Source organism: Candidatus Acidiferrales bacterium, from assembly GCA_035515795.1.
Classification (GTDB): Bacteria; Bacteroidota; Ignavibacteria; order Kryptoniales; family JAKASW01; genus JAKASW01.
In genome coordinates, this window is record DATJAY010000026.1 from 1 (window position 1) to 14,790 (window position 14,790).

The window sequence follows — 14,790 nt, forward strand, 5'->3', positions numbered from 1 at the left end:
CGTACAAAGCAACGCAAGGGCAGAAATAGACATTTGCAATTTAAACATTGCCATCCTCCTTTCTTAGTACCTCGATTGCGCGGTTGCCTGCACGTTGACCGAGCCGTCAGGGTTAAGATAGATGCGTAGATTTGTTACGACAGGGAAAACTGGTGCGTCCGGTCCGCCATAATAACCCATGTCGGAACGTGTTCCATCAGGGTCGTAGATATCCGGCTTACCAGCATCAATGCAAGGAGATCCGCCCGAGAGAGTGAAATCGGTGGAGGATGCAAATTGCGGATTAGACGAAATGTTTCCTGTTCCCACATACGTGCCGCCTGTCCCGACCACGCAATAAAGGTCATTGCTGGTGCCAGAGATATCTATGACAGAGTAAGCATTCGTATTACTGGCAGTATTTGCCCAAATTATGCAATTAATAAATGTGGCGGTTGTGCTTGAAGAGACATGGGCTTGAGAACCGTTTGAATTGCTATTTACCAAAACACAATTCTGAATGATTGCCGTGGTTCCACCGGTGGCGTCCAATCCATATTTGGCGCAATTCCATACCACACAATTCGTGAGTGTTCCACCGGACATCGCAACTCCGCGTCCTGTGTTGCTCGAAATTGCAAACCACATCACCTTGCCCGATGACATACTGACGGCAGGATCGCTGTTCGAAACAATTTGCGTGTACTCGTATCCTGATCCTTGTACCACAATGTTAGTTGAAATGTTTACCTGCTCATTGTAAACACCGGGATACACCTTGACTGTATCTCCGGCAAGAGCGGCGTTGACGCCGGCTTGAATGCTCGTATAAGAACCTAAGCCGGACTTGTCAACGATAAGAGTTCTTGCAAGTGTAATTTGTGTCGAAAGCATAATCACACATGCTGCAAGCAAATGAATTCTAATAGACATTTTTAACTCCTTTTAAAAGTTTTAAACTTTGTCATTTTCAATTGCCAAAAATGCGGGTGACCAGGACTGTGCCATGGTCACCTAACATTACCCCATCCGTATCTTAACTGACCTTCTATTAATGGCTTTATCCAGATCTGTGCTTCTTGAAGCAAGCAATCAAAATGCCTTTTGATACCTGTGAGTCTTAACGGTTCCAGAGGCTTTGTCGAAGGTCACAGTAAGTTCGTTGCACTTTTCTACACTCTTCGTCTGTCCGAAGTAGCCTGTATATAAACCTGAGCCGCTAGTTTTGCAGTACTTATAGATATACAAGACATTATCGCCAAGTTGCGATGTGGTTGTAGGGGCACCGAACCATGAGATGATTTGATCTTCGGTAGTTTGTCCATCCACGATCTTGGTGACCGCTGTTTCATCTATCGGATTGCCAGTAACTGCCTCCGATGTGGCACAAGATGAAATCGCCATCGATATAGATGTGGCGAATACGATGATAAGTAAGTATTTCATTATTAATTCTCCATGTTTTTTGTTTTTAAAAGATTTGACTTAAAGTCTGAACGACAGTCCCACCCTGATCACCGCAGTATTGCCATAGCCGACTTCGCCGTTCAATCCAAAGCCATGAGAGAGGTAATAGGTGGCACCGAAAAAGCCGCCGTAAGTTGCAAAATCAGATTGTGTACCGAAGTTCTCTGAGCCTAATCCAAACGATGAAGCGGACACTATCGCATAGCCAAGATATACTCTTCCATATAAATCCAGATTGGGCGAGTCTGGGTTGAAATGATCTGACAAACTAATGCCGATCAACATATATCCATAGTCCAAGCCATAGTCACCGTTGAACTGCCCTATTACATCATGGTATTGAGCATATCCTGCATATGCACCGACTGCCAAATTGTCGCTGATCGCTCTCTCGATTGACATGTCGATTGGTGGAACCGACATGGTTCCATCGAAACCGTTACTGATGAATCCGATTCCGGTTTGTACAAGCCAATCATTTGAAGTGAAAGAATGGTCCTGCTCCTGTGAAAATGCTGGTGCGGTTGAAAGCAGGAAAAAAGCTATTGGAAGAAATCTGAACATAATCCTTTTCATGGATCGTACTCCTTTTTCCCGATAAAGCGTTCGGGAACGACGTTTTGTTATGTTTGTTGATAGTGTTCTTCATGCAAAAAAGCTACTTTCCCAAAATGGCCGCTCTATCACTTGCTTTTACTCGCTCCTCGTTTCCGTGCATCATTCGCAATGCGAAGCTTAGCTTCTTTGCAGCGCTGTCGGGCAAAGCGGAATTCTTGGAGTACCATATTTAAGATTTGCTTCATCCTTCTTGGATTGTCCTTATCGCCGCGTAGGAGAGAGTAAATATATCCTTGCGATAGATTTAGCCGCCGTGCCACCTCACCACAGTTGATTAGATGGTTTCGCGGTTTGATTTTTGCATTTTGGTTTTGCATTTTGAAGCCGTAAAGCAAACGTAAAATAAACATATTGTTTATTATTGTCAAGTGAAAGACAACAAATTTGTGGATATAGACAAAAACTTAGTTGCCGAGAGGCTCAAAGAGTTTGCCAGGCGATTCGATAGCTTGGCTGAGTTAGCGCGCCTACTCGAAATGGAGTATCCGCAGCAACTTCAACACTATCTTACCGGCAGATCACTGCCCGGCTTCGAGTTGCTAGTTAGGCTGAGGAACTTAGGGTGTGACCCCAACTGGCTTATGTCAGGGGAAACGAAGTCTCCTTCGGCCTCTGCACTTAACGAAGAGAATCTTAAATATGATGATGAGAAAATGAGGCTTGAAGTAGAAGAAGAAATTGATCGTGTTTCAACGATAATTCAGCTCTGGCGAGATGTGGAACCGATCTCGGCTCGCGAACTTCGTCAAATGTTACGACGCTGGTTCATTAGAGTTATACGCAAAGAGCGGGAGAAAGCTGGGAAAGCGAAGAAGAAAAAGGTCAGCACGAAGTAAAAGATGTTTCGGGGGATTCAAGTGTTAAAAGCCCTTGAGAAGGAGAATATTTGACGTTTGGGGGCACTCGGAGAATATTCTTAACATTATTGATTGTCGATGACAACGGGTTGAAGGTACAATTTCTTGCTGAGAAACTAAAGTTGTACAATGTTAGTGCGGTAGGAACCCCCATTTTTGCCACGGACACCTTGCGTACCCTGAAGTTCGACCTCATTTTTCTAGACTACGATTTGACTTCCACCCATCATTAAGCCTAATCGAAAATGGAACAGGTATCTACATTGCTAAACGATTGAGTGATACGATCAACGAGTCAACACTGGTTATTGTACATTTGATGAATATCAAAACTGCGGAGCACATGATAGGCCTGACGTAAAATGCTTGCATGATCCATTTTGCAAGACTGCGGGAAGAACTTAGCATGAGAGACACAGACGAATTTCTTCGGAGCATTACCAAGAAGAGCTAATGTGGATTCACTGTCGTTCTGAAGTAATCCATTATCATCATTCCGACTTCTTTGCGAGACGGCATCGGATCTTTCCGTGAAAGGTAAAGCTTCTGGACAATTCCCATAATTTGCGTATGAACTTCTGCACGCCGTGAGTTTGTGACGGGTATGCCCGCCGATTCAGCAGCTTCTTGCCTTACTCGTTCGGCATAATATTCTTTGCAGAGATTCAAAAATGCAAGTTTGGCATTTTCATTTACGAACAGCGCGAGAATATCTTTCAAATCCACGACGTCTCTCGACTTTTGACCAAGATACGTCCTCTTACTGGACAAACAAAGAGTGTCTAACAAATTCATTCGAGCCTTCTTAAAGCGGCTGCACCCAAGCATACCGCATCAAACATATTATAGAAGAACTCTTCCTTCCATCTCCGGTCCGAATGCAAATAAGGCTTCAACTCCGGGAACTGTTCCACCATCTTTGTTGCTACCTCTTGTTTTCCTGCCATTCCATCGCCGCAGATTTCTTTTCTCACGGTGTTGGCTGACAATGTGAGAGTCTTGATCCGTTTCTTTCTGCCTATGGCGACAATTTCTTTAGTGAACTCATTTAGGACAGCGCTGTCCTTGTTGTTTGCGAACAATGTTTTTTCGACAACGAGCAGACTCGGATGAAAATCATCCAAGAGTTCTTTAATGATTTTCCGTCCTTCCGTAAGGATTTCGCGGGAAGAATTTCTTTGCATGATCGTTGCCACGCCATAGTGTACCAGCGTCTTTCCGTTGAAGACGGCGAAACCCATGTTTTGCGTGCCAGGGTCTATCGCTAAGATCCTATCGGTTTTCTTTTTCGTCATTTCTTAATTGATGATTGATCGACCTTTTGATTTTCCTTCAAGCTTGGTAAGACATATCATCCCAAGAGCGACTGCCTCAAAGGCTCTGCCCAAATAGTAGCTTTTGCTTCTTCGTCCCTTTTCAAGTTCTGAATAGAGAATGGGATACCTTGCGGCCACTTCCTCCATTAGGTGGGTTTTGTTTAACCTTCCTGACGATAGAAGAAATGCTTCGATTTCCTTTATCGAGTACTCACATACTAAGAGCCCTTTTCTCGCCGCCCAGTTTTTCAATCTCTTTGTGATTTCCATGAGGTTCTTGGAACTCCTTGCGGGATGCAGCTTCTTTATAGCGAGAACTTCTGATTTGTTGGTGTCCATGATGTCACTGATCATTGCGGTTATATCATGGTGCGCTTGATCGACTGTCTTTTGTCGCATTGATTTCACCCACCAGTCGTCCAGCTCCGACTCCCTAAATACCGCGATTCCTGTATGCCTCCACCCGGGGTTAACCGCTATGATCCTCGTTGGTTTGCTTTGCATAGAATTTGACGAGATACCTGAACAATGCCACTCGACTTTTCCTGATTCTCGAATCAGGAGTAGCATTTGTCTCGGATAAGACGTGTCTCAGGAATTCTTCCGGATATTTTTGGGCATAAAAGAGATAACGCCCGAAGTGGCGTTCGTCGCCCAGTGCCTCCATCAGGTCGTTAGCCAACAGCTCCTCTCTTGCTCTTAAGTCATCCTGGTCAGGGGTATTCTTGGTGGAGTACGATTTCTTTACATAAACAATATTATTGGTATTATTTCTTGTTCCCTTATTGTTGTTTGTGTTCACTTTTGATACACCATGATTCCTTTCTTTCGACAGGTGTGTATCGTTATTCAACACGGTTACCGGCAAAAGGTGGTACACTGTGGATTTACCAGGAGTTTTCCACACACTTATTAACTTACTTTCCACAAGACTTTTTATAGCTTTGTTTACTGACCCTCGTGAGCAGCCTATCCGTTCTGCAATGTATTTTTGCGAAGGGTAACAGCTTTGGTTTTTGTCAGCCATACTGGCTAAGAAGTGATAGACACCCACGGATAAAAGACCCATTTCTCTTGCATAAATTTGGATAATTGCCTTATCCAGCCAGTACCATTCGCCGTGTTTCATGGTTCGCTGTTCCATGATGTTAATTTCTTGAAAGATGTTTCTCAGACGATCCTTTTAAACCAAAGAACTTCTCCTCTTGTTCTTTTATTTCCTCCTTCAGAGAACAAAAAAGATCAGGGAAGAGAGCGTCGAACATAAACACACGATACAGAACGGCAAGACGGAACAAATTTATGGCGCTTGGAAGGCAATGTCCTTTCTCCCATCTGGATATTCCGCTCTGGTCTTTGAACTTAAGTAATTTTGCGACATCCTTTTGCTTAAACCCCCTCACTCGCCGGTATTTCCTGAGAAGGTTTGGTATCCTACGTCTCGACCACTGCGTTGATTTAACGTGAGTGATCCCCTTCCGAATTTTTTGGTGCATACTTTTAGAATATCAATCAGAGCCATTCACAATAAGGAGGGTAAAATTGCCGGATTCGGCAAAAAACCTGTTCAAAGCCTCCTAAACGCTACCAAGTAGATGCGTGTCGAGGTGTGCCATTTTAGTATTTGATTCGATTAAGTAAATTCATGAACGAGAGCTCCAATATTTAATCACTCAGTCATAATTAACACTCTTAAATTTTACGGAGGTTATAGTGGCACATTCGATACTTAGATTTATTTTCTGGGCTGGAATTCTGGTTCTTGTTTACGGCCTTTTCGTTGCTAGTCTTTTAGGATCCAATGCGGGCTCGTCGTACCTTACCTTTGGGTTTATCATCATTATTATCGCCATCGTGGTAGCCGCACTGCCTGATGTATTGAGAACTGACCAGGTCATTGACGTTTGGGCAACGCTCATTGAAAAAGCCAACGGCAAAGCAGACGAGGTGCTTGCCACCACTTGGGCATTCCTTAAGGAAAGCAAGGCGCCCGCTCTCAATATCGTGAAAAAGAAAATATCAACCAGTGTTTTAACGGGTTTAGTGGGAAACGAGAGGGAGTTCCTGGTCCTGACCGACAAACAGAGACTGAGTTTGCGGCAGTACCAGATTTTCATTAATTCAAAGGACTATGGAGAGAATTTGGACGTATCATGGTACCTCACGCGCCGTCCCACAGTTGGACAAGCCATTGCATCGTTGATAATGAGATCCGCTTCTACAACTAAGGACATAAGCGATCTTAACGTCTTCGACCAACAGGATTTGAGGGCATGCGTTACCAACGCCCACAATTGCTTGAGGAAAGCGGTCGAGAAAATAATGTTCGACACCGGCCAGGATCCTTCCAAGGTGGACTGGAAGTCGAAAGGTTTCTTGGGTATTTCCTAACTGGACCATTTGACGAAATGGAAACGGATCACGGAGAAATAGCTTGGGTTTTGTAGAAAGATTTCTTGACCTGTTGCTCGGCGAAGGAAGGCATAGCGAGCAAAGTACGACACCGGAAGAGGTTTCCTCTGAACCAAACATCCACTATGAAGAAACTGCGGGCGCTCTCGATTTGGGCTGGAGGTATTCGGAGGATAAGAACGAATTCCAGATGGCGAAGATCGCCCAACGGGATCGTGGAACACACATGTACGTCATCGGCTCGACAGGTTCAGGCAAGACGAAGTTTCTCGAATTCCTCGTGAGCCAAGACATCAAGGAAAGACACGGTTTCGGAGTCATCGACCCCCACGGTGATCTTATCGAGGACATCAAGGGATTCTTGGCAAACTCATATGAAGAAAACGAGCTTGCTGAAAGAGTCGTTCTCATTGATCCCACCGACAAGCAGTCCACCGTCACATTCAATCCATTGGAGAAAATGGGCGATGTATCAATCGCCGATCAGGTGAACGAACTCATAAGTAGTTTCAGAAAAATATGGTCGGACTCATGGGGCGCCAGGATGGAAGATTTGATGCGGAACTCCATGATAGCCCTCGGGGAATCAGGGTACACCCTGATTGATCTGCCTATCTTCCTCTCAAGACGGGCATTCAGAGAGATCGTAATAAAGAAAGTAACTCATCCAATTACCTTGGAATACTTCACTCGTTTCGAAGCCATGACCGACCGGGCACAGGTAACATGGGTTGAGCCGGTGATGAACAAGATAAATGCACTCCTCTCGGATGAACGAATACGGCAGATGTTTTCCGCCTCACAAAGCTCGTTCAATATAAAGGATGTTATTAATTCCAAGAAGATACTTCTCATTAAGCTCGATAAGGGAAAGCTGAAGGACTCCTCTGACCTTTTGGGTTCTCTGCTCCTGAGCAAAATCCAGATGGCAGCATTTTCGAGAGGGGATGTGCCACAGAGGAAAAGAACACCTTTCTACTTGTACATAGATGAATTCCAGAATTTCGCTTCGGAATCATTTTCAGTCATCCTTTCGGAGGCGAGGAAATATGGTCTGTCGCTTATCATGGCACACCAGACGATGGCACAGATTCCTGATGAATTGAGAAGTCTCATTTTAGGAAACACCGGCTTACAGGTTTTCTTCAGGCTCAACCGCCAGGACGCCTCACTTCTGGCCAAGGAAGCTTTCTCCTATTCCGGCTACGAGGTTAAGGGCGTAAGAAATCTTAGTCCTATCTACTGGACACTCGGTGAGGAATGGGAGAAGAAAACCGAGGAGTTTCAAAGTCTCCAACCACGGTTCTGCTATGTGAAGCACAAGATTCAAGGCGGCTTGATCCTGATACAGACAGCCGAGATAGAGGACTCTTGGGGCGTAGCTGACATGCCCGAGGAGGAGTTCTACGAGTTCATGGAACGACTCCCATTCGGAAAGAAATACCTGAAGCTGAGAGATGAGCTGTCCGCCTCTGTGAAACAAAGAACGGAACAAATATATGGCGAACTTCGGACTAAAGAGGAGGAACGGAAAAAGTATTTCGAAGCCAAACCGGCGCCTGTGGGAACACCTGTTTCGGAGCCAGCATCAATTCGCGAAACACCTGTTCTATTGGAAAAGGAAGCCGTGTTAAATACCATGGAGGCTCCGAAAGAGAAGGCGGAGACGCAGCACAGATATTTGCAGAACCTCGTGAAAAACATAGCCGAGGGTGCCGGATACCGGGCCACGATTGAAGCCACGACACCGGATGGCAATGGACGGGTTGACGTACTAATCGAAAAGGATAACGAGAAAATAGCGTGTGAAATCACCGTGACCACGGATGAAGTTCATGAACTCGAAAACATAAAGAAATGTCTGTCATCAGGGTACAGCGAAGTCATGGTCTGCTCTGAGGATAAAAGGAAATTAGAGAAGATAAAAAAACTGGCATCAGATCAGGTTGATGCAAAAGATCAGCCGAACATTCTTTTCTTCACCCCAGAGGATCTCGTGTCGTACTTCACTGGAAAAGGTACGAAAGATGTGGTCGAGGAAAAGAAAATCAAGGGTTACAGAGTCAAGGTTACGCATCCGGGTTACGATGATATGGAGAAAGCGAAGAAACGGCAGTCCGTAGCGGATGTGATACTCAAATCGTTTCAACGTCTTAAGGGCAAGAAATGAATTCCTATTAGGCAGACCATAGTATTTGTTATGGACAAATAATCGCCGTTGTTAAATGAAACAATCAAAAAATAAGGAAATATTCTTATGACACTTCAAAGAGCTACTCAGTATGCACTAACAGGAATGTGGGTTTATCTTATAATATCCCTTCTTCAGTCTGTCCTGACCTTCTGGGCCCCAGCTTTTTATTATGGGAACCTGACCCTTTTCAGAAGCCTCTGGATATTGACCATCATAGTCGAAGCTGTCCCCCTCATCATATTTTTCAATGCACTTCGGAGAGGACAGAGCGGGGAATCAGGTTCGTGAAAACTCCGTAGAGCCGTACTGGAAGATTCAAGATGAATGACTTCAACCGGATTTTTGGATCAGGCCCCGTAGGTCTGTCTATAAGCATTATTTTACTTCTTCTATCAAATTACTTGAGAAACACATTCAACATTCCAGAAATATTCGCCGACCACTATGCCATTCGTCTCGCTATATTCATAATCCTGACTGCTGTTTCCATTGCGGTCGTTGGCTGGAGTTTCAAATCTTTGAATCCCATGTTGAGGGGAAGAAACTTGATAAGAACAGGAGCCTTCAAGTATTTTCGTCACCCACTATATGGAGCTTTCTTGACGTTTTTCGATTTCGGATTAGCGATCTTATTAAACAATTGGGTCTTTGTCTGTTGGGCTTTCCTGTTGCATCCGATATGGCACTTCCTTGTGAAGAGAGAAGAAAATGTATTAACGGAAGCTTTCCCGAATGACTATGAAGAATACTGCAAGGTCACGGGGAGGTTCTTCCCAAGGTTAATTACAAAAAAGCAATAGTGAGATGACCGTCGCCCGTTTAGGCGATGAGCTTTACTACCTTTTCGGGGCAAATCGTTTCTTGTGACACGAATAAGCTTTACCTTAGTTCATCGAGCATTTCCATCATCGGGCCCAGCAATTCTTCGATCTTTTTCTTGCTGCCGCCCCTGGGTTCAACTACGTCCCTTTCCCAATGGCTCAATGCGCCTTGTGAAACTTTAAGTAGTAGCGCGAGTTTTTGCTGGCTCATTCCATGGATTAGGCGGTACGCTAAGATCTTTTGCCCAGTGGTTTTTGTCGAGAAGAGGGGCGGGATATAGCCCAAAAAATTGATAATCCTGGGATAATGTATTGCAAGGATATCCAGTTTGCGGGCTTCCCATTCACAAAGGGTGTTTCTTGAAACCTTAAGGAGGCGAGCAGCTTTTGGAAGAGAGAGGCGTAATTTAAGTCGTCGATTTCTCAATTGATCAGCCCAAGTTTTGGGATTTTCAACCATTTTTGGTGCTCTTGAGGCATTGAGCGTGATCCCCACTTTGGTAACACGACCTAACCCCTTCAACCCCACAACGATGATCGATTATCAATTGCCAGTAGTCAGCCATGTCACATTGAAAATCTTTGATGTGCTTGGGAGGGAAGTGGCGACAATCGTAGATGAGAAGAAGATGCCCGGAACATACGAAGTGAAATTCGACGGAAGCAAATTCGCGAGCGGAGTTTATTTCTGCCGGATGAACGCGGGGAATTATGTATCGACAAGGAAATTACTCCTTCTGAAGTAAATTTATTCGTGCTTGAAAAACGGCGGACCAAGTGTCCGCCTTTTTGTTCTTGCTGCGCGCCTTGTTTGAGCGAGTCGTGGTGGGTAAATTCCTGTGGATCACCGGGGACTCGAACCCCGAACCCACTGATTAAGAGTCAGTTGCTCTACCAATTGAGCTAGTGATCCTGAAGTCATAATATAAAATTCGGACGCTCGAAAATCAACGTGAGAAGGGAGGCCTGTTATGACGAAGCCGAATATCCCGCGCGCGGGAAAGAAAAAAATAAATCATATGAATCGGAATCATTCAGAAAAGAATCTTGAGAAAGATTATAGCACTGAGACTCATCTTATCTATGGAAAGTTTTACACCGAGAAGTGGGACTACTCTCATCATCTTGTCCCGCCGATAACGGCCAGCGCGACATTCCGTCTCGAATCCGCGCAGCGCGGCGCGCAGGGTTTCATCGATTTCGCACATACGATCGAAGGCGAGGAAATTTCCAAGCAAACACCGATCTACATTTACGATCGACTTGGTGAACCCAACAAGGATATTCTCGAAGATAATCTCGCGCTTGCGGAATCTGGAGATGCCTGCGTGACGTTCGCGAGCGGAATGGGCGCCGTCTCAGCTGCACTGGGGATTCTTACCGCACCTGGAGATCAGGTAATTTCTCACAAGATGCTCTACGGCTGTACGTACGAGTTGCTGACTCTATGGTATCCGCGATACAGGATCGACGTAAAGTTTCTCGACCTGACCGATCCGAAAAACCTGGAGCGCACGATCACCTCGACAACTCGCGTCGTTTATTTCGAGACCCCTGTAAATCCGACACTGGATTTGATCGACATCGAGGCGATTTCGAAAATTGTCAAAGCCGAAAATATCAAGCGACGGAAGCAGAACCGGATCAGTATCGTCGTGGACAACACGTTTGCGACGCCGTTCTGCCAGCGCCCGATCGAGTTAGGTGCAGATTTCGTGGTACACTCGCTGACAAAGAACATCGGCGGCTTCGGCACCGACGTCGGCGGAGCGGTGGTCGGACCATCGTGGAGCCACGACAGGCTCTTGCTTTACAGAAAAGATTTCGGCGCAGTATTGAGCACACGAAATGCATGGAACGCTCTCGTCTATGGATTGCCGACGCTCGCGACGAGGGTTCGTCAGCAGCAGGAAACGGCAGGCGAAATCGCGCGCTTCCTTTCTGGTCACCCGAAGATCAGCCGCGTAAATTATCCGGGGCTCGAGGAGTTCAGGCAGCATCCGTTAGCGAAGAGGCAGATGCATGATTTCGACGGGAACTTTGCACCGGGCTCAATGATTTATTTTGTCGTGAAGGGAAGAAATCCGGACGACAGCAAGTGTCGCGGAGAGAAATTGATAAATTTGCTTGCGAAAAATGCCTACACGATAACGCTGGCCGTCAGCCTCGGAAACATCAGGACCCTTATCGAGCATCCGGGAAGCATGACGCACGCCGCCATTCCGGGTGCCGAGCAGATCAAAAAGGGAATCGACCCGGGCGGGATGAGACTTTCGATTGGACTTGAAAAAGTGGACGACATTTTGCGAGATTTGCAGGAAGCATTGAACCAGATTTGACAAGAACCTTCATATCATCTGAAATACTTTTGAAAGCCGGAGTCGTGAATGCAGTCAGCCTTCGTGTGAAGGACAGGCCGAATTATTTCAGCATGAGACGAACCTCCGAAAAAGTCGAGGCGGATAATCGGCGGGAATTCCTGGAGTCCATCGGATTCGATTCGTCATCAGTTGTGAGAGGTGAGCAGGTTCACGGAGACAACGTCAGCTTCGTCGAACACTCGGGGAATTATCCTGCCACCGATGCGCTCGTGACGAACAAACGAAATCTGCTTTTGGGAATCTCCGTGGCAGATTGCGTCCCGGTTTTGATTGTGGATAAGGCGTCGCGTACGATTGCCGCCGTACATGCAGGCTGGCGCGGAACGGCAAAAGGAATCGCCGCAAAAACTATCGAGTACATGATGAAGACAATTCATTCCGACCCGAAAAATATTTTCGCGTTTGTCGGACCTTCCGCGGGAGTATGCTGTTACGAAGTAGGAAAAGAAGTTGCCGGGAATTTCTCGCCGGAGTATTATATTAAGACCCATGAGGACGGAAAGTACATGCTGGATTTAAAGCGGATAAATTTTACACAGCTGAACGAAGCCGGAGTGCCGGCCGATAATGTCGAAGTCTCCGACGTGTGTACCATTTGCGATGAAAACTTTCATTCGTACCGGCGTGATGGTGCAGCGAGCGGACGAATGCTGGCCGTCATAGGATTAAAGTAGGAGGTAATGATGTGCGGAATAGTAGGCTATATCGGAGACAAGAATGCCAAGCGAATCCTGATCGAAGGACTGAAGCGTCTTGAATATCGTGGTTACGATTCTGCCGGCATCGCGCTGCTTGTGGATAATCATGTCGAGGTCTCCAAGACGCCCGGAAAAGTTTCGAAACTGGAGGATTTGATTTCGAGATCCAGAGATTCGAAAATCGGGATCGGTCATACCCGGTGGGCGACTCATGGCGAGCCGAATTCGATTAACGCTCACCCGCACACGGACTGCAACAATAAGATAGCTCTGATACATAACGGCATCATCGAAAACTTCGCTGCGCTGAAAACCAAACTGATCTCGCTGGGACACAAGTTTAAAAGCCAAACAGACACCGAAGTGCTCGTTCATCTCATCGAGGAATTTTACAAACGGCATAAGAATTTAGAAATCGCCGTAAGGCTCGCCCTCAGGGAGGTCGACGGCACATTCGGGATTGTCGTGATGTCCGCGGATGAACCCGGCGTTCTCGTTGCGGCGAGACGCGGGAGTCCGCTGGTCATCGGCCGCGGCGATTCGGAGAATTTGGTCGCATCGGATGCTTCCGCATTGATCAGCCACACGAGGCAGGTCGTCTATCTCCAGGATAACGACATTGCGGTCATGACGTGCGATAACGTGGTGTTGAAAAATCTCGACAACGAGCAGGTCCAGAGAGACACCGAAGAGATCACATTTGATATCGAGCAGATTGAGAAGGGCGGGTTTTCTCATTTCATGCTGAAGGAGATACATGAGCAGCCCGAGACGGTTTTGAATGCAATGCGCGGGCGGCTTATTCCCGAAGATGGAATTTCGAAGATGGGCGGAATCAGCGGAGTGATTGATTCGATCCTCGGTGCAAAGAGGTTTATCATCACCGCCTGCGGAACGTCATGGCACGCTGCACTTGTCGGGAAATACGTAATCGAGCAATGCGCCAGGATTCCGGTCGAAGTCGACTACGCATCGGAGTTTCGCTATCGCAGTCCCGTACTTCTTGACGGCGACATTGTCTGGGCAATCAGCCAGAGCGGTGAAACCATTGATACTCTTGCCGCCATCCGGGAATCGAAGCAGGCTGGAATTCCTTCCTACGGAATTGTGAATGTCGTAGGCAGCACGATTGCGCGCGAGTCAGACGGAGGAATTTATATTCACGCCGGCCCTGAAATTGGCGTAGCCTCGACGAAAGCATTCACCTCACAGCTCGTCGTCTTGAATCTTCTGAATCTTTTCGTCGCGCGGAGGAACGGGATGTTAAGCGAGTCGCGCGGAAGAGAAATAGTGAAGGAAATGCAGGCGCTACCCGCAAAAATCGAATCTATTCTTAAAATGGACAGCGAAATCGAAAGTATCGCCGAACAGCTAAAAGAATCCCGCAACTTTTTGTATCTTGGGCGCGGCGTGAATTTCCCTGTGGCGCTCGAAGGTGCGTTGAAGCTGAAAGAAATCTCTTATATCCACGCCGAAGGATACCCTGCTGCGGAAATGAAACACGGCCCGATTGCGCTCATCGATGAGAACATGCCGGTGGTGTTTATCGCTTTGAAAGATTCTACGTATGACAAAGTGCTCAGCAACATTCAGGAGGTCCGTGCGCGAAAGGGGAGAGTCCTTGCCATCGCGAACAAGGCAGACGACAGGTTGAAGAGTCTCGCCGACCACATTATCGAAATTCCGGAAACGCTCGAGATGCTGAGTCCTATACTTTCGGTTATCCCGCTCCAGCTTCTGGCGTACCACATTGCAGTCAAGCGCGGGTGCAACGTGGATCAGCCGAGAAATCTCGCGAAGAGCGTGACGGTGGAATAAGTTAGAAACAAGCCGCCACGAGGGGTGCAGCTACTAACATCCAGTGCCCGATACCGAGAGACTGCAGCATGTCAGTTTCTCCTTTTCCGGATTGTGCAGATGAATGTTAGAGCGCATCTTGTCAGAAGTCACGTTACTGACGCCTCCTAAAACATTTGCCACGTATCAATTTACTTTTCATGTACCACTTTGTCAAGATTTTGACGATCAGGTTTCATAAACCCGAAAT

At 46.5% G+C, this 14,790-nt stretch carries 17 protein-coding genes and 1 tRNA gene; 9 read left to right on the plus strand and 9 right to left on the minus strand.

The features are described from left to right. Positions 1-63: 63 nt before the first annotated feature. The 3 genes from VLX91_10925 to VLX91_10935 all read right to left on the minus strand — a co-directional run bounded on the left by VLX91_10925 (position 64) and on the right by VLX91_10935 (position 2,022). The gene (locus VLX91_10925; protein ID HUI30721.1) at positions 64-912 is read right to left on the minus strand and encodes a hypothetical protein; all 849 of its coding nucleotides are present in this window, start codon (positions 910-912) and stop codon (positions 64-66) included. A gap of 159 nt (positions 913-1,071) precedes the next feature. Continuing rightward, positions 1,072-1,425, minus strand: coding sequence for an outer membrane protein assembly factor BamE (gene bamE, locus VLX91_10930; GenBank protein ID HUI30722.1), 354 nt, complete (start codon positions 1,423-1,425; stop codon positions 1,072-1,074). 39 nt (positions 1,426-1,464) lie between these two features. Next, positions 1,465-2,022: a hypothetical protein gene (locus tag VLX91_10935; GenBank protein ID HUI30723.1), complete on the minus strand. Its 558-nt coding sequence runs from the start codon at positions 2,020-2,022 to the stop codon at positions 1,465-1,467. 410 nt (positions 2,023-2,432) lie between these two features. Between VLX91_10935 and VLX91_10940 the strand changes: the two genes are divergently transcribed. Then, positions 2,433-2,900, plus strand: a complete 468-nt coding sequence (locus tag VLX91_10940) for a hypothetical protein (GenBank protein ID HUI30724.1) — start codon at positions 2,433-2,435, stop codon at positions 2,898-2,900. A gap of 471 nt (positions 2,901-3,371) precedes the next feature. Here the strand turns inward: VLX91_10940 and VLX91_10945 are convergent, their stop codons facing one another. Genes VLX91_10945 through VLX91_10960 form a run of 4 tightly spaced genes read right to left on the minus strand, consistent with a single transcriptional unit; the run spans position 3,372 to position 5,381 of the window. Next, positions 3,372-3,716, minus strand: coding sequence for a hypothetical protein (locus VLX91_10945; protein ID HUI30725.1), 345 nt, complete (start codon positions 3,714-3,716; stop codon positions 3,372-3,374). Further along, positions 3,713-4,216 carry a crossover junction endodeoxyribonuclease RuvC gene (locus tag VLX91_10950; GenBank protein ID HUI30726.1) on the minus strand — a complete coding sequence of 168 codons (504 nt, stop codon included), beginning with the start codon at positions 4,214-4,216 and terminating at the stop codon, positions 3,713-3,715. The genes VLX91_10945 and VLX91_10950 overlap by 4 nt, the downstream gene beginning before the upstream one ends. A gap of 3 nt (positions 4,217-4,219) precedes the next feature. After that, entirely contained in the window at positions 4,220-4,741 is a 522-nt protein-coding gene (locus VLX91_10955) for a hypothetical protein (protein ID HUI30727.1), read from the minus strand. Then, positions 4,707-5,381, minus strand: a complete 675-nt coding sequence (locus VLX91_10960; protein HUI30728.1) for a helix-turn-helix domain-containing protein — start codon at positions 5,379-5,381, stop codon at positions 4,707-4,709. Before VLX91_10960 ends, VLX91_10955 begins: the two co-directional genes overlap by 35 nt. 569 nt (positions 5,382-5,950) lie before the next feature. Here VLX91_10960 and VLX91_10965 point away from each other — a divergent pair. The 4 genes from VLX91_10965 (at position 5,951) to VLX91_10980 (ending at position 9,643) form a co-directional block, all read left to right on the plus strand. Further along, positions 5,951-6,628, plus strand: a complete 678-nt coding sequence (locus tag VLX91_10965) for a hypothetical protein (GenBank protein HUI30729.1) — start codon at positions 5,951-5,953, stop codon at positions 6,626-6,628. A 43-nt stretch (positions 6,629-6,671) separates the two neighbouring features. Next, complete coding sequence (locus tag VLX91_10970; GenBank protein ID HUI30730.1) at positions 6,672-8,819, plus strand: type IV secretion system DNA-binding domain-containing protein; 2,148 nt, start codon at positions 6,672-6,674, stop codon at positions 8,817-8,819. Positions 8,820-8,906: 87 nt separating this feature from the next. After that, the gene (locus tag VLX91_10975) at positions 8,907-9,131 is read left to right on the plus strand and encodes a hypothetical protein (GenBank protein ID HUI30731.1); all 225 of its coding nucleotides are present in this window, start codon (positions 8,907-8,909) and stop codon (positions 9,129-9,131) included. Between the two features lie 32 nt (positions 9,132-9,163). Continuing rightward, the gene (locus tag VLX91_10980; protein HUI30732.1) at positions 9,164-9,643 is read left to right on the plus strand and encodes an isoprenylcysteine carboxylmethyltransferase family protein; all 480 of its coding nucleotides are present in this window, start codon (positions 9,164-9,166) and stop codon (positions 9,641-9,643) included. A 79-nt stretch (positions 9,644-9,722) separates the two neighbouring features. Here VLX91_10980 and VLX91_10985 read toward each other — a convergent pair whose 3' ends face one another. Further along, positions 9,723-10,124, minus strand: a complete 402-nt coding sequence (locus tag VLX91_10985) for a helix-turn-helix transcriptional regulator (GenBank protein HUI30733.1) — start codon at positions 10,122-10,124, stop codon at positions 9,723-9,725. Positions 10,125-10,149: 25 nt separating this feature from the next. On the opposite strand from VLX91_10985, the gene VLX91_10990 reads away from it, so the two are divergent. Then, on the plus strand, positions 10,150-10,410 hold the full coding sequence (locus tag VLX91_10990; protein ID HUI30734.1) for a T9SS type A sorting domain-containing protein: 261 nt from the start codon (positions 10,150-10,152) through the stop codon (positions 10,408-10,410). A 94-nt stretch (positions 10,411-10,504) separates the two neighbouring features. Here the strand turns inward: VLX91_10990 and VLX91_10995 are convergent. Further along, positions 10,505-10,577 (minus strand) — tRNA-Lys (locus VLX91_10995). Positions 10,578-10,635: 58 nt separating this feature from the next. Between VLX91_10995 and VLX91_11000 the strand changes: the two genes are divergently transcribed. From VLX91_11000 to glmS, 3 genes are read left to right on the plus strand one after another with little or no spacing between them, the layout of a single operon-like run. Continuing rightward, entirely contained in the window at positions 10,636-12,003 is a 1,368-nt protein-coding gene (locus VLX91_11000; GenBank protein ID HUI30735.1) for an aminotransferase class I/II-fold pyridoxal phosphate-dependent enzyme, read from the plus strand. Next, a complete protein-coding gene (gene pgeF, locus VLX91_11005; protein ID HUI30736.1) occupies positions 12,000-12,719 on the plus strand; it encodes a peptidoglycan editing factor PgeF in 720 nt (239 codons plus the stop codon). The genes VLX91_11000 and pgeF overlap by 4 nt, the downstream gene beginning before the upstream one ends. A gap of 9 nt (positions 12,720-12,728) precedes the next feature. Then, positions 12,729-14,561 (plus strand): glutamine--fructose-6-phosphate transaminase (isomerizing), encoded by a 1,833-nt coding sequence (gene glmS / locus VLX91_11010; protein HUI30737.1) that lies wholly within the window; start codon positions 12,729-12,731, stop codon positions 14,559-14,561. The last annotated feature ends 229 nt before the right edge of the window (positions 14,562-14,790 follow it).